The sequence below is a fragment of the Psychrobacter raelei genome (assembly GCF_022631235.3).
GTDB lineage: Bacteria > Pseudomonadota > Gammaproteobacteria > Pseudomonadales > Moraxellaceae > Psychrobacter > Psychrobacter raelei.
The window spans coordinates 2,145,457-2,171,230 of sequence record NZ_CP093310.2 but is presented as its reverse complement, the minus strand read 5'-3'; the positions used below and the strand labels follow the sequence as shown (position 1 = coordinate 2,171,230).

The window sequence follows — 25,774 nt, the reverse complement described above, 5'->3', positions numbered from 1 at the left end:
GTAGAAACAGGCATGGCGGTCATACATATTGACGGTAAGCAGGTCGAGGTAAACGGCGCAGACAACCTATTAGAGGCGTGTTTGTCACTGGGTATCGATGTGCCTTATTTCTGCTATCACCCTGCACTTGGTTCAGTCGGCTCATGTCGTCAGTGCGCGGTAAAGCAGTTTAACAACGCAGAAGACGCAGCAGCAGGTAAAGGTCGATTGGTCATGTCGTGTATGGTAGCACCTACCGATGACATGTACATCTCTGTCGATGATGCTGAGGCCAAAGCATTTCGAAAATCTATTGTTGAATTCTTAATGACCAACCACCCTCACGATTGTCCAACGTGTGAAGAGGGTGGACATTGTCACCTGCAAGACATGACTTATATGTCAGGTCACAATAAGCGTCGTTATCGTTTTACTAAGCGTACTCACCACAACCAAGAGTTAGGGCCTTTTATTGCCCATGAGATGAACCGCTGTATCGCGTGTTATCGCTGTGTGCGTTATTACAAAGATTATGCTGGTGGTGAAGATTTGGGCGTTTATGCCTCAAATAACCGAGTTTATTTTGGCCGTGATAAAGATGGTCAGTTCGAAAGCGAATTCTCAGGTAACCTAACTGAAGTATGCCCAACGGGCGTATTTACAGACAAGACCCACTCAGATCGTTACAACCGTAAATGGGACATGCAGTATGCTCCAAGCATCTGTCACGGTTGTTCAGCGGGCTGTAACATCTCAGCCGGTGAGCGTTATGGCGAGCTACGCCGTATCGAAAACCGTTATAACGGTGAAGTAAACCGCTATTTCTTGTGTGACTTAGGCCGCTTTAGTTATGGCTATGTCAATCGTGAAGACCGTCCGGTACAAGCCATTGAGTATATCAATGATAAGCATGTCAAAATTAATATCGACTATGCTTTAGACGAAACGGTTAAACGCCTAAAAGGCAAAAAGGTCATCGGTATTGGCTCACCTAGAGCCAGCTTAGAGACCAACTTTGCCCTAAAAAAACTAGTGGGCTTTGATAACTTCTCAACCGGTCTTAATAATCATCAGCAAGCCTTAGTCGAAAAATGCATTGAAGTGCTAAATACCCAAGGTATTTATAACCCCACCATGGCCGAAATCGAAGACCATGATGCGGTATTTATCCTAGGCGAAGACATCACTCAGACCAGTGCCCGTGTTGCTTTGGCAGTGCGTCAAGCAGCCAAGAATGAACAGCTTAAAATGGCGGCGGCATTAAAAACTGAATCTTGGCTGGCAGAGCCAGTACAACGTATTGGTCAAAAAGCACTAAGCCCTGTATATATCGCAGATACCGTTCAGACCAAGCTTGATGACATCAGTAAAGTCAGCTGCGTGGCGACACCAGAGGACATTGCAAGCCTAGGCTTTGCGGTAGCTGATGCCATTAAACAGTTCGGTAACGATTTGCAGCAAATACTGGCAAGTGCACCAAGTGAAGAGGGCGATGAGCAAGCCGATGCCATGCAAGCTTTGGCGAAGCAAATTGCTTTTGACTTGGTCACTGCCGATCAGCCTTTGGTTATCTCGGGTACTGGTCAATTTAGTGTGGCCATCATTGAAGCTTCGGCACAGATTGCACAGAACTTAACTGATAAGCGTGCCGATATTAAAGCTCATGAGCGTGAGCAAGTAGATGCACACAATGCCAAAGTACAGGCTCAGCAAGCACTTAATCAGCCTGCTGAGGACAAAGAGTTAGATGCCAAGCCAGATCAAGCGGGTCAATCTAAACAAGCTGACAACCTAGAACGTGATCCCAATGCGCCTGTTTTAGAATTAAAACAGATCAATAATCGCTATCGTCAGCAAGCTGGTTTGTACCTTACTGTACCCAATGCCAACAGCGTGGGTGTGTGCTTATTAGGCGGTAAGCCGGTTGAGCAAATTTTAGCGACAGATTTTGATGCGGTGATTGTGGCCGAAAACCAATTAACCGATGCCTTAGATATCGAAAAATTGGCTCAGCTATTAAGCAACAAAACCGTGATTACCTTGGATCATCAAAACTTGCATTGGCATAAATTTGTGGACATTGTATTGCCTGCTGCAAGCTTCGCTGAAGCAGATGGAACCTTGGTATCTGCTGAAGGCCGTGCTCAGCGTTTCTTCCAAGTATATGACCCAAGCTACTATAGCAACAAAAACTGTATTAAAGAGGGCTGGCGCTGGTTGCATGCGGTTGAAACCAGTCTAAATGAGTTGCCATTAGATTGGACTCAGCTCGATGATGTCATCAATGAGCTGATTAAAACGCATCCTAATTTAGCCGGTATCAAACAAGCGGCGCCTGCAGCAGATTTCCGTATTTCAGGACTAAAAATTGCACGTGAGCCAAGACGTTACTCAGGCCGTACTGCGATGCGTGCCAATGTCTCAGTGCATGAGCCGATGCAGCCAAAAGACTTAGACACAGGTTTGACCTTTTCAATGGAAGGCTATAGCGGTACTCAGACCCCAGGCTCTATGATTCCCTTTGCACAAGCACCTGGCTGGAACTCGCCTCAAGCTTGGAATAAGTATCAAGATGAAATTGGCGGTAGCCTAAAACAAGGTGACCCTGGTGTGCGTTTATTTGACTTAGTAGATGCCGATCGCAAATTAGCCAAACGTGAGTACGTGCGTCCTGAGCCCGCTCAGCCTATTAAGACCAGTATTTTCCAAGGTCAAGCCAAGCTGGTACCGGTACACAATATATATGGTAGCTCACCTATGGCTCATCGTAGCCCTGTGGTGGCAGAGCAGATGCAGGCGCCAGCGTTCCAGATCGGTGTAGAGGATGCTGAGCACTGGCAGGTGAAAACCAATGATTGGCTAGCCATCACAGTAGACGGTCAGCGTGTTGAGTTGCCAGTATTGGTAGTGCCTTACTTAGCTGAAGGCTGCATTGGCTATCCGGTCGGTCAAGTGCCTATCTTGCATGGTCATCTGCCAGCATCGGTTGTGAAAATTGATCCCCCAAAATCAGACAAAACTATCGTGACTACCACTAAACCACACCTAGAGGGTCAGGGAGGCTAATATGGAATCTATTCGAATCATCCCTGAGGTGCCCAGCTTTTTAAATCAAGTCTTGTCCGTTGACGCTTGGAATATTTTATTTTTAGTGGGCCAGGCTTTAGTCATCTTCTTAGTGGTCGTGATTGTAGCGGCATTGATGATTATCTATGAGCGCCGTATGTTGGCCTTGTGGCAAGATCGCTACGGTCCAAACCGTGTGGGTCCTTGGGGCTCATTGCAGCTGGTTGCGGATATGCTAAAAATCTTCTTTAAAGAAGATTGGACGCCTAAGTTTGCTGATAAGTTCATGTTTATTCTAGCGCCTGCTGTGGCGATGTTCACGGCTTTGGCGTCATTTGCCATTATTCCAGTCTCGCCCATGCTTGGGGTCGCTGACTGGAACATCGGTATTTTGTTTTTCTTTGCTATGGCGGGTATGGCGGTATATGCCGTTATGTTCGGTGGCTGGGCCTCACAAAACAAATACTCTTTATTGGGTGGCCTACGTTCAGCGGCGCAAACCATTAGCTACGAAGTGTTTTTGGGCTTATCCTTAATGGGTGTGGTCGCCATGACCGGCTCGTTTAATCTTCGTGATATTGTGGTGGCCCAACAAGGCGGCTTTTGGCACTGGAACATCTTTCCACAGTTTTTAGGCTTTTTAACCTTCGTGGTGGCTGGTGTGGCAGTCACTCACCGTCATCCTTTTGATCAGCCAGAAGCTGAGCAAGAATTGGCCGAAGGCTATCATGTCGAATATTCGGGCATGAAATTTGGTATGTTCTTTATTGGCGAATATGTCAACGTGGTACTCATCTCTGCCTTGATGACTTGTTTGTTTTTTGGGGGCTGGGATGCACCGCTGAATTTAGGCTTTACCATTTTGCCACCTGCTTTTTGGTTTATGATTAAAACCTTATTTTTCATGACTATGTTCGTCTTAGCGCGCGGCTCATTAATGCGTCCAAGATATGACCAAGTTATGAACTTTGGCTGGAAAGTATGCTTGCCAGTGACTTTGATTAACTTGATGATTACCGCAGCACTTATCTTAATTTCAGCCGCGTAGTGTGGGCTAAAAGTAGTCCATCAAACTGGCAACAACATAAGCTGACTGCAGGTAAAAAAATTACTGGGTTTTTAAATCTTTTATTTATCGTGAGATATCCAAGCCGCTTTAGATTGTAAAGTTAGCAAGGTCGCTCACCGATAAGCAATAAGAGAAGTTAACATGTTTAAAACGTTGAAAAATACAGTCGTGGGCATGTTTACCATTGTACGCTCCATGTGGATGGTTAACAGTCATGCGTTTAGACCTCGCGATACCATATTGTATCCAGAACAGCCTGTTCCTGTGCCGCCGCGCTTTCGTGGCCGTATTGTGTTGACCCGCGATCCGGACGGTGATGAGCGCTGTGTGGCCTGTAACTTGTGTGCCGTGGCTTGTCCTGTAGCCTGTATCTCATTACAAAAAGCAGAACGTGAAGATGGTCGCTGGTATCCTGAGTTTTTCCGTATTAACTTCTCGCGCTGTATTTTTTGCGGCATGTGTGAAGAGGCTTGTCCCACCACAGCGATTCAGTTGACACCAGACTTTGAGCTTGGTGAATACGTACGTCAAAACTTAGTGTACGAAAAAGAGCACCTATTAATCTCAGGCCCAGGTAAATACCCTGATTATAACTACTACCGTGTTAGTGGTATGGCGATTAAAGACAAACCAAAAGGTGCTGCCCAAAATGAGGCCCAGCCTGTCGATTTAAGGAGTCTATTGCCATGAGTTGGCTACACTGGTTTGATAATACCCCATTGGTAGGATTTTATGCTTTAGGCTTGGTGGCCATTATTGCCAGCCTTCGTGTGATTATGCTGGCAAATCCTGTCCATGCCATTTTGTCGATGATTGTCTCTTTACTTGCTTTGGCAGGTATATTTTTTATCATTGGCGCGCCTTTCGCTGGCGCATTACAAGTTATTGTTTATGCGGGCGCAATTTTAGTATTGTTCGTATTCGTCATTATGATGTTGAACTTGGGTGTCAAAAATGATGCCCGCGAGAGCCTGTGGTTGTCCTCAGATGTGTGGGCTGTGCCGGCAGCATTAAGCTTCGTTATTGCGGTAGTATTGGGCTATATCCTGTCACTAGGCAATGGTGTTCACAATGCTGATGGTACTGTGGCTCAAGCCATGATAGGCGCCCAAACTATTTCTGCTAAGCAAGTAGGTATCGCCTTATTTACCGAGTATCTGTTGTTGGTAGAAGTCGCTGCAATGCTATTGTTGGCTGCTTTGGTTGCCGCTTATCATTTGGGCAAAAAAGCCTTGGATGATGAGAATGAGAGCCATAATAGCCGCATTTCAAGAGAGTATGCTGAGTCGAATGATGCTTATCAATATCAGCAGATTGATGGCGAAAGCTTTAAACAGACTCATGCGCAACAGGGCGTAAGCTCAAAGCTGCACAATAAGGAGGATCGTTAATGGCAACTGCAACCTCTGAATCAGTAACCGCTGTTGATGGCGCTACTGTCGGCACTGCAAACCAAGAGGCATCTGTGCAATCGATGCACCTAAAGCCTGTTGAAACGGTACAAGACACGCCCACATTTGCGACAGCAGATCCCACCATATTGGGCCCAATTCCTATGGAACATGGCCTGATACTGGCCGCCATTATTTTTGCTATTGGCCTATGTGGTGTTATGGTGCGCCGTAACTTCTTATTTATGCTGATGAGCTTAGAGATTATGATGAGCGCTGCAGGTTTGGCGTTTATAGTCGCGGGCAGTCATTGGTTAAGTGCAGACGGTCAAATTATGTTTATCTTTATCTTAACATTAGCGGCTGCTGAGGCGTCATTGGGTCTGGCAATCTTATTGCAGTTCTACCATCGCCGCGGTCATTTAGATGTTGATTCGGCCAACGAGATGAGAGGTTAAAACTATGAGCTTACTCCCTTTAACCTTTATCTTTCCAGCGATCAGCTTTTTGATTTTGGCATTTATGCGTGATCATTTGCCTGAAGTTTCAGCCAAATGGTTGGGCGTAGGCAGCATGGGGCTATCTGCGTTATGTGCACTGATTGCCTCATACACCTATTTATCACAAAACGATCCAAGCACAGTCATTAATATTCCGCTATGGACTTGGCTACAGGTGGGTGATTTTGCGCCAAACTTTGGCTTAAGCTTTGATGGCTTAGCCTTAACCATGACTGGCGTTATTACCGGTGTGGGCTTTTTGATTCATCTATTTGCCTCTTGGTACATGAAAGGTGATCAAGGCTTCGCCCGCTTTTTTAGCTACATGAACCTATTCGTTGCCAGCATGCTGTTATTGGTCTTAGCAGATAACTTATTGCTATTGTATCTAGGCTGGGAAGGCGTGGGTATTTGTTCTTACCTATTAATTGGCTTTTATTTTGACAATAGAGCCAATGGCCGTGCCGCAATGAAAGCCTTTACGGTAACTCGTGTGGGTGACGTGTTCTTGGCCTTTGGTCTGTTTTTATTGTTCCGTGAGTTTGGCACTTTAAACATTCAAGACATTATTACTCAAGCGCCGCAAATGTTCGCCGCCAACAACTCAACTTTAGTACTGGCAACCATGATGTTGGTGGGCGGTGCTATGGGTAAGTCAGCTCAGATTCCACTACACACGTGGCTTGCTGATGCGATGGCTGGTCCGACGCCAGTTTCTGCACTGATCCACGCAGCGACCATGGTAACAGCAGGGGTTTATCTGATTGCCCGTCTACATCCGCTATTTATCTTAACACCAGGCGTGCTGCTATATTGGGTAGGCGCTGTGGGCGCAATCACCTTAGTAGTCGCAGGTTTTTGTGCTTTGGCACAGACTGATATCAAGCGTATCTTGGCTTACTCAACCATGAGTCAGATCGGTTATATGTTCTTAGCGTTGGGCGTAGGTGCTTGGCAAGGGGCTATTTTTCACCTGATGACGCACGCTTTTTTCAAAGCCTTATTGTTCTTGTCAGCCGGTGCGGTAATTACTGCCGTTCACCACGAGCAAAATATCTTTAAGATGGGCGGTCTGCGTAAGAAGATTCCACTGGTATTTTGGTGCTTCATTATTGGTGGCGGCGCTTTGGCAGCTATTCCTTGGGTTACGGTGGGCTTTTATTCAAAAGAGGCCATTTTGTGGGAAAGCTATGCCACAGGTAACCAAGTCTTGTTCTACATGGGAGTATTTGGTGCGCTATTAACCTCACTTTATACTTTCCGTATGATTTGGTTCACCTTCTTTGGTGAAGAAAAGACTCATGCGCACAAGCTATCCGGTCTGTCTTATCAGATTCCACTTATTGTATTACTGGTACTGTCGACCGCAGTGGGTGCGTTAATTACGCCGCCGCTACAAGGCGTATTGCCTGAAAGCGTGGGTCATGTGTTAGAGATGAATGGTGACGCGCATGCCAAGCACACGGCAGAGTTTATTGCCATGGCAGCGATGGCATCAGGCCTTATTCTTGCCGTGCTACTTTATGTGGTTAATGGTGGTAAGCTTCTCGCTAAATTCAAAGCTTCAAGCTTAGGCGGCGCTATTTATTACTGGTGCTACCATGGTTTAGGCTTCGATGCTTTATATGACTTAATATTTGTAAAACCATTTTTATTCATCGGTAAATTACTTAAAGCGGATCCTGTTGATAAAACATGGAACATCCTACCAGCAATTGCTTCTGCAGGTAATAAAGTGATGGCCATGACACAGACAGGGTCACTTCGAGGATATGCCGCAAGCTTTGGACTGGGGATGGCAGTGTTATTGATACTAGTCATGACGACGGTGATTTAAGATGACAGAATTTCAATTAGCTTGGATGTTGCCAGCATTGATTGCAACCCCGTTCATTGCGGGTACGCTGTGCTGGTTAGTAGAGAAAATTAATAATCGTCTGCCACGCTGGATTGCTTTGATCGGCATGATCATCACCTTTGGCTTAAGCTTGGTTTTATGGCGTGAAGGCGCCTTTGCCGGTATGAGCCAGCAAGTGTTGGCACCGACTGCTCAATTGCCTTGGTTTGCAGAGTTTAGTGTGCCTTGGATTGAGTCATTTGGTATCAGCTTCCACTTAGCGCTTGATGGTATGTCACTGCTTATGGTCTCACTGACTGCCTTCCTAGGTATCATGGCCGTCGGCTGTTCATGGGGTGAAATTCAACGCCGCGTGGGCTTTTTTCATCTGAACCTGTTATGGAGCTTGGGCGGGGTAATCGGGGTGTTTTTGGCCATCGACTTATTCTTGTTCTTCTTCTTCTGGGAGATGATGTTAGTTCCTATCTATTTCCTAATTGCCATCTGGGGCCACAATGCCACCAATGGTAAGACCAAAGAATACGCAGCCACCAAGTTCTTTATTTACACCCAAGCTTCTGGTCTCATTATGTTGATTGGTATCTTATTATTGGTACTGATGAACTACCGCAGCTCCGGCGTATTTAGCTTCAACTACAATGACTTGTTGGGGACACCGCTGGGTGGTTGGGAATATCCCATCATGCTGTGCTTCTTTATCGGTTTTGCAGTTAAGCTGCCTGTTATGCCCTTTCATGGCTGGTTGCCCGATGCGCATGCTCAGGCACCGACAGCAGGTTCTGTGGACTTAGCCGGTATCTTAATTAAGACAGCCGCTTATGGTTTGATCCGCTTTGTATTGCCATTATTCCCAGAAGCCTCACAGCAATTTGCACCTATCGCTATGACCTTAGGGGCCATCGGTATCTTCTATGGCGCTTGGCTTGCCTTTATGCAAACTGATATTAAGCGTTTATTGGCTTATACCAGTGTCTCGCACATGGGCTTTGTTATTTTAGCTATTTATGCCGGTACCTTAATCAGCTTACAAGGCTTGATGGTACAGATGTTGGCGCATGGCTTGTCTTCTGCTGCGCTATTTATCATGGCCGGTCAGTTATACGAGCGTTTACATACCCGCGAGCTGCCTTTAATGGGCGGTATGTGGGGACAGTTCCGCTACTACGCGCCGCTGCTGATGTTCTTTTGTGCCTCACTGCTGGGTATTCCAGGTACAGGCAACTTCATCGGTGAGATCCTAATTTTGTTAGGTGCCTTTGAGCAGCATCCTGTATTTGTTGTCTTAGCGACATTTAGTTTGGTATGGGCAGGTTTATATTCACTACTTATCATTTACCGTGCTTTATTTGGTGAAAAAACCGTACCTGAAACCGCTGTAGCAAAAACCGCTCAGTCTGTTGCTGCTAAGGCGCAACTTGCTAAGGCGACTTATGCGACAGCCACGCCTGCAGGCCATAAGATTAATCACAGTTATGAAGAAGAAGTGCCTGTTGACAAATCAGTTAAGCTACATGATTTAAACAAGCGCGAGCTGACTTTGCTGTTGGTACTGGCAATCGGTCTAGTGTGGTTGGGCTTATACCCACAACCTGTTTTGGACACCTCCAGCCATGCCATGCAGTGGATTAATAATGCCTACACTTATCATGAAGTTGTGAATTTTGATGTCATAGATTCAGTCCAATCAGCAGTTGCCACAGGGGAGGTACGTTAATGAATAATCTTGTAGCAGATGCTTGGCCTGTTTTATTGCCCTTTGCCCCTGTGGGTATCGTTGCCACCACCTTATTGGTGGTAATGATCGCCATTGCGGTAAAGCGTTCACACTTTTTGACAGGCACATTAACCGTCCTTGGCCTAAATACAGGTCTGCTGGTGTTAGTGGGCCAAATGATGGGCTGGTTTGGGGTACCTGAGCAAGTTGTGATCAGCGGTATGTTTATGGTTGATCCTTTTGCTCAGTTCAACATGGTGTTTATTTTCCTAGCCTCACTGGCCTGTTGTACCTTAGCTTATCCGTACTTTAGAACCTTTAAAGATCATAAAGAAGAGCTGTACTTATTATTGTTACTATCGACCATCGGTGCCTTATTGATGGTATCTGCGCATAACTTAGCGTCTTTCTTCATGAGTTTGGAGCTATTATCAGTACCTTTATACGGTATGTTGGCTTATGCCTTCATGCGCAGCCGTTCATTAGAGTCGGGCTTGAAGTATTTGGTCTTATCTGCCACGGCTTCAGCCACGCTACTTATGGGTATGGCCTTTATTTATGCCTCAACCGGTACTTTAAACTTCAAAGAGATTGCTCACTCACTAACTTATGTATTTGAGTCACCTTTGATGATTTTAGGTGCGGCAATGATGACCTTTGGTATTGCCTTTAAACTATCAGCCGCACCTTTTCATATCTGGACCTCAGATGTGTATCAAGGCGCACCTGCACCGGTAGCCACTTACTTAGCTTCAGTGACCAAAGTGGCTATGATGGCTTTGGCCATTCGCTTCTTACTAGATGGCGCTATCTTAGCATTGCCAACAGTAAATACGCTGCTGATGGTTATCGCTACGTTGTCTATTTTAATTGGTAACTTATTGGCGGTACGCCAGACCAATCTTAAGCGCTTATTGGGTTATTCCTCTATTGCGCACATGGGTTATGTGTTGGTTGTTGCGGTCAGTATTGGTCCAGGGGCTTACTCGATCACCAATATGTATATGGCCATATATGCGTTGACTTCACTGGGTCTGTTTGGCGTAATTACCCTAATGTCGAGTACTTATAAGGATGCAGGGGAAGCCTCTGAGCTGTATCATTATCAAGGTCTATTCTGGCGTCGTCCGGTACTGACTGGGGTAATGACCGTTATGCTATTATCTATGGCCGGTATTCCATTGACTGCAGGCTTTATCACTAAGTTCTTCGCGATTGTTTCTGCTGTCGATGGTGATCAGTGGTTCTTAGCGGCTATGATTATCTTAGGTAGTGCCATTGGTTTGTTCTACTACTTACGCGTTATGCTCACCTTGTTCAAGCGTCCTAACAAAACTATCGAATTTGATGCGCTGGGCGACTGGGGTATTCAAGTGGGTGGTATTATGGTGATTTTAGTGACCCTAATTGTGTTATATGTGGGTGTTCTACCGAATGACTTTATTGTTTGGGCCACCAAATCTATTATCTGGTAATGGCGCTAGGCTATAATGAAGCAGATAGCCGCTTGCATCAGATGAGTTAATGGCTATGATATGATATGCTTGTAGGGCAAATTTGCTCTACAAGCATTTTTTTGTTCCCATAAAAGGGGTATAACGTCTTAATAATAAGAAGATATTATGAGTGATTCTGATAACATTCAAACCGTAACGGTTCTCTCAAAAACCACTTGGACGCCGACTTTATTTAGCTTCACAGTTACCCGTCCTAACAGCTTTAAATTCACGGCCGGTCAATTTGTACGCTTAGGGGTCAATCCAAGCCGCTTAACCTATCATTTGCAAAATAACAGCAGTGAGAGCGAGGCACCCAATGAAGATATTTACCGTGCCTATTCTATTGTTTCCTCACCTTATGATGAGGTGTTGGAGTTTTTCTCAATTGTCATTCCAGAAGGGGCTTTTACATCGCAGCTTCAGCATTTGCAAGTAGGCGATGAGCTGTTGTTGAACACCACACCTTTTGGTTTTTTAACGTTAGCACGCTATCAAGAACCTTTGCCAAAAGACTTATGGCTACTGGCTACCGGTACTGGGTTGGCGCCGTTTTTGTCTATGCTACAAGATTTAAAAACGTGGGAAGATTATGAGTATATTATCTTAGCCTACAGTGCCCGTAATGAACAAGAATTGGCATACATTGAGCGCATTAAGCAGCTAGAAGAGGACTTCGGAGGATTGGTCAATAATCCTGCCAAGCTGACCTTTGTGCCAATTGTGACTCGTGAAGAGGTAGCAGGGGCTTTGAGCAAACGCCTGCCTGAGCTGCTATTAAACGGTGAGCTTGAAAGCTTTGTGGGGCATAAGCTTAGCGTGGCACACTCGCATGTTATGCTATGCGGTAACCCTGAGATGGTGGAGGATACCAAAGAGACCTTAAAGCAGATGGGGCTGGTGATGAACCGCCGCGGGGTGGGTAACATTGCAGTAGAGAATTATTGGTAGCGATATCAGCTTAGCACTCACCTTAATCAGCAAAGCCCCTTAATTAGGGGCTTTGTTTTGTCTTTATGGCGTATCTGGCACTATCACAGCCACAGTAATGCAAGGGTTAAGCTTACTGTTCTTGACTTGGGCTAATGGCATCACTGATAGGGTTGGTGGGGCCTTTGAGCAGCTCAGGCTCATCATCTGGGGTGATAATGTCCTCAGAGCTGGTGTTAGACAATAAGTCGCGGACGTTAACTTTGGTTTTTAGTACTAACTGTTCTTCTTCTACCAGACCGTAATTGACTTGAACCTTGTGCAAGGTGCTGATGATTTTTTTATTGCGTTTTAGCCAGCGGTTAATATCTAGGTAGATGATATTATCTTTTGGGCGAGCAATATTAATCTTACTTAAAATAAAGCCAAGTGGGTCTTTTTTTAGCACACTGTGATAAAACCAAATCACAAACTTAATGCCTGTACGCTTTAAAAATGACTCGCAGTTTAACTTGATCACATCGGTATTGGTCTTCTGGGCGAACACAAAGCGCTGCACATCGCGGTCGATTTGAACATGTACTAAGCCAAAGTTACTGGCAATCTCCGCATACACACCAGCCACATCAATGGTACAAAACAGACGAAACCAATCATCATGCAGCTCCACCCGTAGCTCAAGAATTTGACTCACATTATCGGTGACGAACTTTTTTAGTGCCGCATTGACCTGATCTTGGCTAACCGGCAAGGAGAACTCATCATCGACAGAGTTTGCCGCCTTGCCATACACAGCCTTCACTTTGCCAGTAAAGGATGACCACATATCGGAGATACTAAACTTTAAACTCTCATCATAATCTGAATAAAGCTCATCGGTCGTATCACTAATAGGTTGCTGAGTATGTTGCACGTAAAATCCTCTTTGTGTGGGCATGGGGTAAGCGAAAATCTACTAAACGCTGAGCGTTAAACCTGCTGTCAAGATTGACTATTAAAACTCGTACATCACCCCGACGGTGGTGGTGAAGTTAAAACGGTCATCTACCATAGGGCTATCACGCTGCTCATCTGCTAGATAGTTGATGCTTTGACCGACAAAAATATCCCAGTCTTTATTTAAATCATAAGTACCGTTAATGCTTACATAAGGACTAATGCTTGAGTCTGGCTTGTAGGGGTTTAGCCCTGATTTAGCAGACTCTTTTTCGCTAATACCGTAGTAGTATTCATTGTAGTTTTTATCTACCCACTCAAGACCTGCGCTGGGGTAAATGGTCCATTTGCCAGGATTTAGGCGGGCAAGGTACGTTAGACGAGCGACTGTACCTTCGCTGCGGCCAGTAACGTCTGTTGCAATTTGACCACGAAAACCGCCGACTGGTGTTTTACGCATATAGCTGGCACCTACCATGCCTGACCATTTTCTCTCATCTAATTGTGCCATTGCACCATCAGCATCATCGGGATCAAACTGACTGCCACCTGGCTGAATAAAACCGGCCACCTCATTGACATCATCATTAATCAAATAACCACCCAACTGACTGCCACGGGCATAGACTTGACCATTGTCATAAAATAGGCTGGGTAGCACAGAGGTGGTGTTGTCCATGTCATAGGCGCTTTTTTCGGCTCGAAGGTTAATACCCACACTCAAGCCCATTTTTTCGCTGGAAGCTGTGGACGTAGTGGTAGGTGCAGCTTGAGCGGCGGCAGTGGCCAGCATCATCATACCGGCACTTAGCACAGCAGTATTCAGGGCGGTTTGTGTCATCTTTGTCATAACAAGGCTCTTTATATAAAGGAAAGTCGTCTAGGAGTACAGAGGGCTATTCAAAAAATTGGCGCGATTGCCATAATAAATTAACTATAGCCCTATCTGTAGATGTAAGTCTAGCCATAACTGATAAAAAATAATGGTAATAATAGCAAAAATCAGCCAAGGTAACGCCTTAAATAACGGTTTATCTCCCAGTATCGAGTAGCGATACCCCACCATGATTCCCACTGCTAATACAGCACCAGTGAGTGCGCCACCAATATGTCCTGCGTTATCAATACCAGGTACCGCAAAACCATACATCAGGTTAATGCCCATAATCAGCGCCAGGCTTCTTAGCTGAGGGTTTTTGCCATGGCTTGGGAATTTGAGTAGGCTTTTTTTGAGCAGCTCAACCATTAGCAGTGCCATGCCTATGCCCATAATGCCGCCTGAAGCACCTGCTGATATACCTGGTGCGCCGTTATTGTAAAATATCTGCCACCAAGTAACATAGCTATTAAGTAAGTTGCCACCCACGGCCGATAGTAAAAACAGTAATAAAAATTTTATCGAGCCAAAGCTGACTTCTGCAGCTTGGCCAAAGTAGTACATGGCAAAGCAGTTAAATAACAAATGCATCAAGCCGATGTGCAAAAAGGCGCTGCTAATTAACCGCCAAGGCTCATAGCCTACGGTATAGGGTAGGGCATTAGCGCCCCACTTCAGCAAAGACGGTAGGCTTGGCTCATTAATATCGACGCCGGAGGCCACCTGAATGACAAATAAGCCAACGAAGCTTATTAACAATAAGGCAGTGACTGGGGCTCGGCTAAATAAGGTTTTTATAGTCATAATCAAGGCTAGTGGTGCATGGTGCGGCTATTTTAGCATAGGTACATATTCAAGGTAGATATGGTTCAGCGCCGCAGGTGCCACCAAGATTTATGGGCAAAAAAATACCAGTCACTGCATTCGATATGCTCGACGCTTTGACTGGTATGTAATTAATGGCGCTTATTTAACGAAGCTAATGACCGCCGCCATTTAGCCCCAACGAATGGGTGCCACTTGCGGAATAGAGGTCTTAAGATACTCATACGTACCTTTGACCAAGATGTCATCTGTGACGTCGCTGATGTTGGTTCTACCACAAAATGCCATAGTGATATCGCACTCTTTGTATAAAATCTCTAATGCGCGGCGCACACCATCTTCACCATAAGCACCCAAGCCATATAAGAAAGCGCGCCCAACCATGGTGCCCTTAGCGCCTAAAGCAATGGCTTTTAGTACGTCTTGACCTGAGCGGATACCGCTGTCTAGCCACACTTCAATATCGCTTTTCTCAGCTTGTACCGCTTGCACCACTTCAGACAAGCAGGCAATAGAGGAGGGCGCACCATCTAATTGGCGGCCACCGTGGTTTGAGATAACCATAGCATCTGCGCCACTGCGGGCAGCCAAAATGGCATCTTCAGGCTCCATGATGCCCTTGATAATCAGCTTGCCGCCCCACATGTCTTTAATACGGGCAACATCATCCCAGCTTAGGCTAGGATCGAACTGCTCAGCGGTCCAAGAAGACAATGACGACAAGTCGCCGACGCCCTTAGCATGGCCTACGATGTTGCCGAATGTACGGCGCTTGGCGCCCAGCATATTAAAGCACCATTCAGGCTTGGTCATTAGGTTTAAGATATTGGCCAAAGTGGGTTTTGGTGGGGCAGATAGACCATTTTTGATGTCTTTGTGACGCTGACCAAGTACCTGTAAGTCCGCAGTCAAGATTAAGGCTGAACAGTTGGCCTCCTTAGCGCGGCGAATCAGATTGGCCATGAAGTCTTTATCACGCATCACATACAGCTGAAACCAAAAAGGATGGTTGGTGTACTCGGCCACATCTTCAATAGAGTTGATACTCATGGTGGACAGTGAAAAAGGCACCCCAAAGTCTTTGGCGGCTTTAGCGGCATGCATCTCACCATTGGCCCACATCATACCGGTAAAGCCGGTAGGGGCAATGGCAATAGGCATTTTTACGTCTTCACCGATCATCTGAGTTGCTAAGCTGCGGTTGTCCATATCGACCAACACGCGCTGGCGTAATTTGATACGGTCAAAGTCGGTTTCGTTATTACGATAAGTGGTCTGCGTCCATGATCCTGAGTCGACATAATCATAAAACATGCGCGGTACTTTGCGCTCAGCGACTCGGCGCAAGTCTTCAATCTCGGTCATTTTGGTTAAGTCTTTCATATCAGCCCTCTTATTAATGACGGTTTTAAAATACAGTAAATTTTAGTGCTTTTTTATTATTAATTAAGTCATGGCTACTAAGGTTTTATGGATAACAATCCAAGATGAGGTTAATGGCTAAGTATCATCATACTGCTCTTCAGCCAATGTACCCACCCCACATCAAGGCGTCTGTTTTTTAATTTTTACTCAAAACATAATAGTTAGGAAGATAAAGTGCTCAAAGTAGAGCGTCCTTGCATTCTATACTTAGTATTTTTGAATTATAAAATAGGCTGACTTACAGATCTTATTGGCACGTAATGGTTCCCAAAGCCATAAAGGGCGGGCTTTGAGTGATAGCATCTATAACACTAATGAATTAAAGAGTTAGGTGTCTAAAATTAAAGTTTGTAAATCAACAATAGAAAAAGGATATTTTAATTGGTGAGTGGGCGTAAGGATAACCGGAATAATCGTGGCAAACTCTTGCATCAATGCCTCATCTAAATCTGCAATATCTACCTTTTGAACCTTTACCGGAGACACACTCGAAAATAGCCTAAGTGTCTCTTCTGCAACGTCGCATAAATGACAGCCAGATGTGCCCAGTAGCCACCAAGCTTGGCCATCTAAAGGCTGCACATCTGGCAGCTTAGCATTTGAGTCATTAGTGGATAAGGTGACTGTGTGAATTTGCTGTGCAATTTTATGCCGAGTAAGGTTAATCTGAGTCAAAATTGTTATCCTATCGTGGGTCATCTTAGGTGCGCTCATCTTGGGTAACAGTAAAAGACAACTACCCGTAAGCCTTAAGTTAGTTTATCATTGTTTTAATTTTAACCGTTAGCCGAGTCAAAAAACTATGACGGCAGTTTCCACATTTTTTAAGCGTTTGTTTGGGGCCCTGGTATTATTGGCAGTGGCCTTTTATATTTCTGTAGCGGGTCTGCTGATGGTCTGGAAAAGTCAGCCCATTAATAACAGCATGTTTATGATTGCCCACCGCTTAGGGGGTGGCAGCGTGACCCAAACTTGGGTAGAGTATGAAGATATCGCCAAGTCTGCTAAGCGAGCCGCTATTGTCAGTGAAGATTCTCGATTTGCCAGCCACAATGGCTTTGATATGGAAGGTATCGAGGCGGCCATGAAAAAAAATGAAAGCTCAGGCACAGTGGCAGCTGGCGGATCAACCATCACTCAGCAGCTTGCCAAAAACTTATTTTTGACCTCGCACCGCTCATATGTGCGTAAAGGACTTGAGGCAAGTATCACCTTAATGATAGAGGGGATGTGGGACAAACAGCGTATCTTAACCGCTTATTTAAATGTGGCCGAATTTGGCAATGGCATCTATGGCATTGAGGCGGCTGCGCATCACTATTTTAATAAGCCGGCAAGCAAGCTCAATCGAGACGAATCGGCGCTGCTGATTAGCATGCTCACCAATCCCAAGTATTATCAAGGACATATGAGCGATAAGCGTCTGCGCAATAAGCAGCGTATTATCATGCGCCGTATGAACAATGCAGTTTTGCCCTAATTAATTTAAGTATTTGATTTTAATAAACTTGTAAAATGAATCTTATATACTAAGTCTGCGCGATTTTTATTTTGGCGCAGACATAAAGGAGGCATATTTGTCATGACCAGACCCGCTCGTAATCCAAAAAATAGTGCAGCCACTACGTCAGATAATGCATCCAATCATGCGCCAAATAATCAAGACTCCTCCCCAAGCCGGCAAACCAAAGCAGAGCAAACTATGACCGATACCGCCTTAACTTCTCAAGACAACTCTCAAAACAGTCATGTCAATAAAACCAATGACACTACCAAATCTAAGTCCTTAACTGAGCTAGATTGGGAACGCTATGAAGATGGCACTTACTCCTCTAATAGTTATATTAACCGTGAGCTGTCTTGGCTACAGTTCCATCTGCGCGTGCTGGCTCAAGCGACGAATCCTCGTCACCCACTGCTTGAGCGTTTGTTCTTTTTGATTATTTTTTCATCCAATTTAGATGAGTTCTTTGAGATTCGTGTGGCAGGCTTAATGCAGCAGCTCAATCATGGCAATATCTCGCATAAGCCTGACAAGATGCGTCCAAGCGAAGTATTACAAGAGATATCTGATGTGGCGCATCAAGCGATTGAAGAGCAGTACCGTATTTTAAATGAAGATATCTTGCCAGCCTTGGCTCAAGAGGACATTCGCTATCTTAAGCGCAATGAGTTAAATGCGGAGCAGGCGCAGTGGATGAAGGAATATTTCATCGAGCAGGTCATGCCAGTACTGACCCCAATCAGTATTGATCCGGCACACCCGTTCCCACGTCTGGTGAACAAGAGCTTAAACTTCATGGTGAGTCTAGAGGGCAAAGATGCCTTTGGCCGAGATATCAATTTGGCTGTGGTACCCGCGCCGCGCAGCCTACCGCGCGTGATTCGTCTGCCCGACGAGCTGACCGACGGCAAAGAGCACCACATCATGCTCTCAGCGGTGATTCATGAGCATGTCGGTAAGCTGTTCCCGGGTATGAGTGTGACAGGCTGCCATCAGTTCCGCTTAACACGCAATGCTGACTTGGAGCTGGCGGATGATGTAGAGGATATCGCTAAAGCTTTAGAGGGTGAGCTTAATAACCGCCGCTTTGGTGACAAGGTGCGCCTAGAGGTGACCACCAATTGTCCTACTGAAGTCAGCGACTATCTGTTGGAAGAGTTTGGGTTGCACGAAAGTCAGCTGTACCGTGTGAATGGTCCGGTGAACCTCACCCGCTTACTTTTTGACTTTGATATCCCAAGCCTGCGCTTTCAGCCATTTTCACACATGATGCCAAAAGCCTTTAGACGTGAGTCATTCGATAAAGGCGAGAGCATGTTTACGGCCATTCGCCGAGGCGATGTGTTGGTGCATCACCCGTATGAGTCGTTTAACCCCGTGGTTAATATGATTTGGCAAGCCGCTTTAGACCCTAAGGTATTGGCGATTAAACAAACCTTATACCGCTCAGGCAAAAACTCCGAGATTGTCAAAGCCTTAGCAGCTGCGGCAAGAAATGGTAAAGAAGTGACCGCCATTATTGAGCTGCGTGCCCGTTTTGATGAGGCCTCAAATATTGAGGTGGCCAATTTGCTGCAAGAAGCAGGCGCAGTGGTGGTGTATGGTATCGTCGGTTATAAGACTCATGCCAAGTTGATGCTTATTGTGCGCCGTGAAGATAATAAGATTCGTCGTTACGTACACTTAGGTACTGGTAACTATCATGAGGGTAATGCCAAGGCCTATACTGATTATGGACTGTTTACCTCTGACCCTGATATATCAGAGGATGTGCATAAGATTTTCCAAGAGCTGACCGGTATGGGCAAAGCGGCTAACGTCAACAAGCTACTACATGCGCCCTTTACGCTGCACACACAGCTCATGTCATTTATTGATGATGAGATTGCCAATGCCAAAGCGGGCAAAAAGGCGCATATTATCGTCAAATGTAACGCCTTAACGGAGCGTCATTTAATCGATAAGCTGTATGATGCTTCACAAGCGGGCGTGAAGATTGAACTTATTTTGCGTTCAATGAGCTGTATTCGCCCTCAAGTTAAAGGCTTATCTGAGAACATCACAGTTCGTTCGGTGGTGGGGCGTTTCTTAGAGCATACTCGGGTTTATTATTTTTATAATGGTGGTGATGAGCGTCTGTACTGTGGCAGTGCAGATTGGATGAGTCGCAACTTGTTCCACCGCGTAGAAGTGGCTTTTCCAGTAGAAGATCCTAAGCTGTTCAAACGTGTTTATGAAGATGGCTTAATGAGCTACTTAACTGACAACGTGCAGGCGTGGGAGTTAAAAGGCGATGGCAGCTGGAATCAAGTACAGCCGGCCAAAGGTGAGGCAGTCTTTATTGCACAAGATTACTTACTACAAAAGATTAACAAAGTTTCTGATCTAACCTCCCAAAGCAACTAGGCGTTGTCTCAAAGCTTATCATTATTTAAAAGACATCTACATTTAAAAGACATCTACCTGACTCAATAAAAAAGCAACTTTGACTTACAAAGTTGCTTTTTTTTCAACATATCTAAACACAAAGCTACGAGTTACTAATAGTTTATCGGCCATAGCAGGTTATATGATAAGACATATGACTTAAATTGCTCGCAAATAAAAAATTGCTCGCAAATAAAAAAAACACCCAACAAAAAAAAGGATAATGTTATGAGTAATTCAAATCCACAAGCTGATAAAGACTCTGACTTGCAACAAGCAGCCAATCAGGTAAAGCCTGATGAGGTAAAAGAAAACTTAAAGCCCTCAGAGCAAAAAGAGCAGCCAGAGCAGCTGACTGAGCAAGAGCAAACCCCTTTTATTGAAGATGATTTGCGTACAGATAAATAACAAGAGCTCGGCTACAAACAGCCAATCATAAATGATAACTAATTTAACAATAACTAAAATACGATAAGGGAATATTATGTCAATCAATGAATCAGTAACTGTCAAATTACCTCAAGATGTACAAGTCGAAAATGATGCGATAGAAGCTGCCAAGGAGTCTACTGTGTCTACTGAGGATGAACAAGTGGGTGCGGTTGATAAAACCGGAGCAACTTCAGATAAGGGCGCTTTAGAAGTGGGGACGTATGGTGGTAATAAGAACTTACCAGAAATCGATGGCCCACAGCAAGCTTCACAAGAGACCGACGATGTCTATGAAGATACCCGTAAAATGAACTCTGGTCTGCCACCTGCAGGCAAGAATGTGGGCGATTTGAATGCTTTTGATTTAGGACGACATGATAACGACTAGCGTTCTGATAGTTTTCTAATAGTTTTATAGATGACTATATAGTGATGGTAATCAAGCCCAACCACCGACCAGACTTATGTCTTAAAGCTGCTGAGCATGTTAAACATTTAGATCTAAATTCAGACCTAAATTCAAGCAAGCCTAAGTTTAAGTCATAACAGGCGTCATAACAGGCATAGGTGGTTAATACACCGGTTCAGTTCGATATATTTATTTAAATAAATTAAGGAAGTATGATGCAAACTCGAGACCCAAATTTAACCAAAACACCAATCGACGCAGCCACGACTGACGACGCAGTTAACGATAAATCGGGCCGATATGCAGAGTCTTCTGACACTAACGGGACCCAAACCCTAAACAATGATTATGTTCAAAGTGAGCATGTTAACGATGGGGACAACCCCGCTCGCCAACCTGACAGACGAGATCAGCAAGGCGGTACTGCGTTTGATGGTAATATTAATGAGAATACTACCGGTACTGAACAGCCACAAAGTGGTGAAATCACAGATCGTAATCGTTATGCCACTATTGATAATGCCCAAGCTCGTGTCTTAAATGAAGACTTAAAGTAGAGGGTGACACTAATATTAATGCATTAAAAAGGCCTACTTAATTTTAGTAGGCCTTTTTGTACAAGCTGAAAACAACGTTGTCATAAATTCGGTAATAATGGCCTCTTAAGCAGGCGTGCCACTGTGAAAACGTAGCTCTTTATCAGAACTGGTAATTAACTCAGCTTCTATTTGTCTAAAAAAAGCAATACGCTGATCAACATCCATGGTCTGTTGGTCTAAATTTATGCTGCCATTGGTGGCTTGCTGCAATGCCTCAAAGTCAAGCTGAGCTTCTGACTGCTGACGTTTGGGTTCAAGCGAGCGGGCTAGGGTAATATAGTCCTCGTAATGACGACTCTCTGACTTTAGTAGATAGCGATAGTATTTTGCTAAGCGCTCATCATCAATCACTTCGCTTAAGGCTGCAAAGCGTTCACAAGAGCGCGCCTCAATAAAGGCACCAATAATTAAAATATCAATCATAGCTGCCGGCTCATAAGTACGCTTGTGCTTGAGCATGCCTTTAGCATAGCGGCTGGCACTCAAATGTTTCCAGGGCTGGCCACGCTCTCTCATTATCCCCACCACCTGTTCATAGTGCAGCATCTCCTCTCGGATCAGCTGCGCAAGCTTAAGCTGTAAGTCTTGATGGAACTCATAACGAAAAATTAAATTCATCGCTGTGCCAGCGGCTTTTTTTTCGCAATTGGCATGGTCTTGTATCAGCGTGGGAATATCTTGTAAGGCAGCATCTAGCCAAGCCTGCGGTGTGGGCGCACCCAAAAACTGATGAATGTGAGAGATGTCAGTACGGGCAGGCGCGTGAACGGTATTGCTGCTGTCATTAAGAAGATCATCATTCATAGTAGGGCTCATTTATCACTGAGGTATTACCGCTCACTTGATAGGTATTATCAAGTCATAAAGTAAGGACAAGGTTTTATAAAATAATCTGTTGGGCGCTATTTTAACAAATATAGCCTGATGCGTCTGCTTAAGTGACCGCGTTAGAGTCGCCTCAGCAGTTGCCATAAGCGTTTTGTCCTCTTTTAACATAGAGGAAGAGGTCGTAGAGACGATATGGACTGTGATTAACACAGCTTTACTTAATAATGAATGGTGGGTCGCTTGTTAATTTTCAATCACAAATGACTGATTTTATTGGCTTTAAGGGGTATTATCAATTGATTAAAGACTAAATATTTATTTAATAAATGGCTGTTTCTTGTTTATTTATCTGATTGATAGTAGTATAAATACAGAATGGTTTAAGTGATATTACTTAAGCGACATAAAGCCATAAATAGGCACAATAAACACTAAGGTACTAAAGGCACCGATAACCCCATTCACCAACAAAGGATCATATGGTATGAGTAACTCTGTTAATAACAACCAGAACCGTGTTCAAAAAGGCATTCTTGCCATTGATAGCGAACTTTATAATTTTATTGAAAATGATGTGTTACCCCGCGTTGGTGTGGACTCACAAGCTTATTGGTCAAATTTCGAAAAAATCGTAAAGCAGTTTACCCCGCGTAATAAAGAGCTATTGGCCAAGCGTGATGAGCTACAAGCCAAAATTGATCAGTGGCATTTAGACAATCCTGCCAAAGACGGGGAGATTGACTATCCAAAATATAAAGAGTTTTTGACCGACATTGGCTACTTATTGCCAGAAGGCGATGACTTTGAAGTATCTACTGAAAATGTCGATGCCGAAATCGCAACTATTCCTGGTCCACAGCTGGTGGTGCCGGTTCGTAATGCTCGTTATGCATTGAATGCGGCCAACGCACGTTGGGGCAGCTTTTATGATGCCTTGTATGGCACAGATGTGATTGATACTGCCGATGGCAAAGACAAGGGTAGCAGCTACAATCCAAAGCGTGGGGCAGAAGTCGTGGCCTATGCCAAAGCCTTCTTAGATGACAACTTTGCCTTATCTGAAGGCAGCTATACCGATGTGACTGGCTTTAGCGTTGAAGATGGCAAGTTAAACATCGCTCAAGGCGACAGCACAACCTCTTTGGCCAACAGCGCTCAGTTCGCAGGATATGTGGGTGAGGCATCAAGCCCTACCGGCATCTTATTAAAGAACAATAACTTACACGTTGAGATTCAGATTGATGCCAGCCATCCAGTAGGTCAAGATGACCCAGCGCACATAAAAGATGTGTTATTAGAATCGGCAATCACCGCCATTCAAGACTGTGAAGACTCAGTAGCCGCTGTAGATGCGGAAGAAAAAGTAGAAGCTTATCGTAACTGGTTTGGTCTGATGAATGGTGACTTGACTGAGAAGTTTATGAAGGGTGGCAAAGAGCTGACCCGTCAACTCAGCCCAGATCGTGAATACACTACACCTGAGGGCGGCAAGCTGGTACTACCTGGACGTGCGGTATTGTTAATCCGTAACGTGGGTCACTTAATGCAAAACCCAGCTATCTTGGTAGACTTAGGTGAGGGTCAAGAAGAGATCTTCGAGGGTATGATGGATGCGCTTATCACGCCACTATTGACCATCAACGATATTAAAGGCAAGAGTACACGCTCAAACTCTCGTGAAGGCTCTATGTATATTGTAAAACCGAAAATGCATGGCCCTGAAGAAGTGAAATTTGCCAATGACCTATTTGCTGCAGTAGAAGATGCCCTTAATCTTCCTCGCAATACCCTAAAAATGGGGGTTATGGATGAAGAGCGCCGCACCACAGTCAACCTAAAAGAAAGTATCCGCCAAGCTAAAGAGCGCGTTATCTTTATTAATACTGGCTTCTTAGACCGTACAGGTGATGAGATTCATACCAGTATGAATGCAGGTCCCTTTGTACGCAAAGGGGATATGAAGTCGCAAGCTTGGCAGCCTGCTTACGAGCAGTGGAACGTGGATATCGGCATTGAGACCGGCTTAATTGGCCGCGCTCAGATTGGTAAAGGCATGTGGGCTAAGCCTGATGAGATGAAAGAGATGGTTGAGACTAAGATGAACCATCCACAAGCTGGTGCCACGACTGCTTGGGTACCTTCGCCCACAGGTGCTACTTTACATAGCATCCATTATCATCAAAACAATGTACAACAGATTCAAGAGGGCTTTAAGGGCCGTGAGCGTGCCAGCTTAGATGATATCTTAACCATTCCATTGGCCAAAAACACCAACTGGACAGATGAAGAGAAGCGTCAAGAGCTTGAGAACAATGCTCAAGGCATCCTAGGTTACGTAGTACGCTGGGTAGATCAAGGCGTGGGCTGTTCAAAAGTGCCAGACATCAATAACGTAGGCCTAATGGAAGACCGTGCTACCTTACGTATCTCAAGTCAGCACATCGCTAACTGGTTACACCATGGTATCGTAACCGAAGAGCAGGTAATGGATGCCATGAAGCGTATGGCAAAAGTGGTCGATGAGCAAAACCTAGGTGATGCAAGCTATATGCCTATGGCGGATAACTTTGATCATTCTATTGCTTTTAAAGCCGCCTGTGATTTGGTGTTCAAAGGACGCGCGCAGCCAAGTGGCTACACTGAGCCATTACTGCATGCGGCGCGCTTAAAACTAAAAGCCAATGGTTAACAGCTGCTTCCGATGGCTAATAGATGCTTCCGATGGCTAATAGATGCTTGCAATGGCTAATAGATGCTTAAGCTCATAGCCTGTTAGATAACCCTACCGTTGACTCTGCCAAATCTTGAGTTTGGCAGAGTTTTTTTTGCAAAAAATAGCTGTCAATATAAAAGCAAATATGCCAGTCAGCTACTCATCTTGCTCATAAAGCGTAATCTATTGAGGGCGTATCTGACTCAGGGGTCATAAAAAATCATGTAAATGGCTGATTTTTAGATTATTACAGCTTTACTTATATATGTAAATTTATTACATTATTTTCTGTCCAAACTATTGCAGTATGGCTCAGAACACTCGTAATTAGATGACTTATTGGTTAATTTTTTTAAAGTTTCTGGGGTTTGGTATATATAGTACGCAATACACAGCGGTAATAGGTGACCCTAGGCAGATATAATGCTGAGTATGAAAGATAACTAGTAACCTGAGTCAACATACTTAGCCAGTATCATTAGTCTTAATTTATCTAATACAAAAGTAGTCATATTTGTTTTTATCTATACTATATATCACGCTATACTCGGCATAAGCTGGTCATATTTAGAGACATACTTTGTTTATTTATCCTAAAAAATAGTAACCAATAAGTTGTTCAACCCTAAAATAGAACATTTGTAAACCCATATTATGTACAGCTTTAGGCTTATATGACCTGAATTTTAGTCAAAAACTGACCGATTAGAGGTAAAAATAAACCTATACCTAGCTTATAAATACCTGCTTAACAAATTATTTAGGGTTATTATTGTTTTTTATTTCAACAACTTAA

21 protein-coding genes are annotated in these 25,774 nt (G+C 44.5%); 15 read left to right on the top strand and 6 right to left on the bottom strand.

Going from position 1 to position 25,774, the window contains the following annotated elements; translation table 11 throughout:
* Positions 1-12 precede the first annotated feature (12 nt).
* From nuoG to MN210_RS09130, 9 genes are all read left to right on the top strand, one after another.
* Positions 13-3,045 (top strand): NADH-quinone oxidoreductase subunit NuoG, encoded by a 3,033-nt coding sequence (gene nuoG, locus MN210_RS09170; protein ID WP_338412092.1) that lies wholly within the window; start codon positions 13-15, stop codon positions 3,043-3,045.
* A 1-nt stretch (position 3,046) separates the two neighbouring features.
* Positions 3,047-4,093 (top strand): NADH-quinone oxidoreductase subunit NuoH, encoded by a 1,047-nt coding sequence (gene nuoH, locus MN210_RS09165; RefSeq protein ID WP_011960910.1) that lies wholly within the window; start codon positions 3,047-3,049, stop codon positions 4,091-4,093.
* Between the two features lie 162 nt (positions 4,094-4,255).
* Positions 4,256-4,804, top strand: a complete 549-nt coding sequence (nuoI, locus tag MN210_RS09160) for an NADH-quinone oxidoreductase subunit NuoI (RefSeq protein ID WP_011960909.1) — start codon at positions 4,256-4,258, stop codon at positions 4,802-4,804.
* Positions 4,801-5,505: an NADH-quinone oxidoreductase subunit J gene (nuoJ, locus tag MN210_RS09155; protein WP_011960908.1), complete on the top strand. Its 705-nt coding sequence runs from the start codon at positions 4,801-4,803 to the stop codon at positions 5,503-5,505. Before nuoI ends, nuoJ begins: the two co-directional genes overlap by 4 nt.
* 149 nt (positions 5,506-5,654) lie before the next feature.
* Positions 5,655-5,963, top strand: a complete 309-nt coding sequence (nuoK, locus tag MN210_RS09150; protein WP_041773740.1) for an NADH-quinone oxidoreductase subunit NuoK — start codon at positions 5,655-5,657, stop codon at positions 5,961-5,963.
* 4 nt (positions 5,964-5,967) lie between these two features.
* Positions 5,968-7,842: an NADH-quinone oxidoreductase subunit L gene (gene nuoL, locus MN210_RS09145; protein WP_110816793.1), complete on the top strand. Its 1,875-nt coding sequence runs from the start codon at positions 5,968-5,970 to the stop codon at positions 7,840-7,842.
* Position 7,843: 1 nt separating this feature from the next.
* Positions 7,844-9,577: an NADH-quinone oxidoreductase subunit M gene (gene nuoM / locus MN210_RS09140; RefSeq protein ID WP_338412091.1), complete on the top strand. Its 1,734-nt coding sequence runs from the start codon at positions 7,844-7,846 to the stop codon at positions 9,575-9,577.
* On the top strand, positions 9,577-11,052 hold the full coding sequence (locus MN210_RS09135) for an NADH-quinone oxidoreductase subunit N (RefSeq protein WP_011960904.1): 1,476 nt from the start codon (positions 9,577-9,579) through the stop codon (positions 11,050-11,052). Before nuoM ends, MN210_RS09135 begins: the two co-directional genes overlap by 1 nt.
* A 147-nt stretch (positions 11,053-11,199) precedes the next feature.
* Complete coding sequence (locus MN210_RS09130; RefSeq protein WP_011960903.1) at positions 11,200-12,024, top strand: ferredoxin--NADP reductase; 825 nt, start codon at positions 11,200-11,202, stop codon at positions 12,022-12,024.
* Between the two features lie 112 nt (positions 12,025-12,136).
* On the opposite strand, the gene MN210_RS09125 is transcribed toward MN210_RS09130, so the two are convergent.
* From MN210_RS09125 to MN210_RS09105, 5 genes are all read right to left on the bottom strand, one after another.
* Positions 12,137-12,916, bottom strand: a complete 780-nt coding sequence (locus MN210_RS09125; protein ID WP_338412090.1) for a hypothetical protein — start codon at positions 12,914-12,916, stop codon at positions 12,137-12,139.
* An 81-nt stretch (positions 12,917-12,997) separates the two neighbouring features.
* Complete coding sequence (locus MN210_RS09120) at positions 12,998-13,789, bottom strand: MipA/OmpV family protein (protein ID WP_241878335.1); 792 nt, start codon at positions 13,787-13,789, stop codon at positions 12,998-13,000.
* Positions 13,790-13,873: 84 nt separating this feature from the next.
* Positions 13,874-14,620 carry a rhomboid family intramembrane serine protease gene (locus tag MN210_RS09115; RefSeq protein WP_011960900.1) on the bottom strand — a complete coding sequence of 249 codons (747 nt, stop codon included), beginning with the start codon at positions 14,618-14,620 and terminating at the stop codon, positions 13,874-13,876.
* A gap of 192 nt (positions 14,621-14,812) precedes the next feature.
* Positions 14,813-16,024 (bottom strand): alpha-hydroxy acid oxidase, encoded by a 1,212-nt coding sequence (locus MN210_RS09110; protein ID WP_011960899.1) that lies wholly within the window; start codon positions 16,022-16,024, stop codon positions 14,813-14,815.
* 369 nt (positions 16,025-16,393) lie between these two features.
* On the bottom strand, positions 16,394-16,741 hold the full coding sequence (locus tag MN210_RS09105) for a glutaredoxin family protein (protein WP_241878332.1): 348 nt from the start codon (positions 16,739-16,741) through the stop codon (positions 16,394-16,396).
* A gap of 127 nt (positions 16,742-16,868) precedes the next feature.
* Here MN210_RS09105 and mtgA point away from each other — a divergent pair, with 127 nt between their 5' ends.
* The 5 genes from mtgA to MN210_RS09080 all read left to right on the top strand — a co-directional run bounded on the left by mtgA (position 16,869) and on the right by MN210_RS09080 (position 21,395).
* A complete protein-coding gene (gene mtgA / locus MN210_RS09100; RefSeq protein WP_011960896.1) occupies positions 16,869-17,546 on the top strand; it encodes a monofunctional biosynthetic peptidoglycan transglycosylase in 678 nt (225 codons plus the stop codon).
* A 102-nt stretch (positions 17,547-17,648) separates the two neighbouring features.
* Entirely contained in the window at positions 17,649-19,976 is a 2,328-nt protein-coding gene (gene ppk1 / locus MN210_RS09095) for a polyphosphate kinase 1 (RefSeq protein WP_011960895.1), read from the top strand.
* A gap of 249 nt (positions 19,977-20,225) precedes the next feature.
* Positions 20,226-20,405: a hypothetical protein gene (locus tag MN210_RS09090; protein WP_011960894.1), complete on the top strand. Its 180-nt coding sequence runs from the start codon at positions 20,226-20,228 to the stop codon at positions 20,403-20,405.
* Positions 20,406-20,481: 76 nt separating this feature from the next.
* A complete protein-coding gene (locus MN210_RS09085) occupies positions 20,482-20,817 on the top strand; it encodes a hypothetical protein (RefSeq protein WP_241878328.1) in 336 nt (111 codons plus the stop codon).
* 236 nt (positions 20,818-21,053) lie between these two features.
* Positions 21,054-21,395, top strand: coding sequence for a hypothetical protein (locus MN210_RS09080; protein WP_338412089.1), 342 nt, complete (start codon positions 21,054-21,056; stop codon positions 21,393-21,395).
* Between the two features lie 105 nt (positions 21,396-21,500).
* On the opposite strand, the gene MN210_RS09075 is transcribed toward MN210_RS09080, so the two are convergent.
* A complete protein-coding gene (locus MN210_RS09075) occupies positions 21,501-22,241 on the bottom strand; it encodes a MiaE family protein (RefSeq protein ID WP_264765392.1) in 741 nt (246 codons plus the stop codon).
* 508 nt (positions 22,242-22,749) lie between these two features.
* On the opposite strand from MN210_RS09075, the gene MN210_RS09070 reads away from it, so the two are divergent.
* Positions 22,750-24,954: a malate synthase G gene (locus MN210_RS09070; RefSeq protein ID WP_241878326.1), complete on the top strand. Its 2,205-nt coding sequence runs from the start codon at positions 22,750-22,752 to the stop codon at positions 24,952-24,954.
* Positions 24,955-25,774 lie beyond the last annotated feature (820 nt).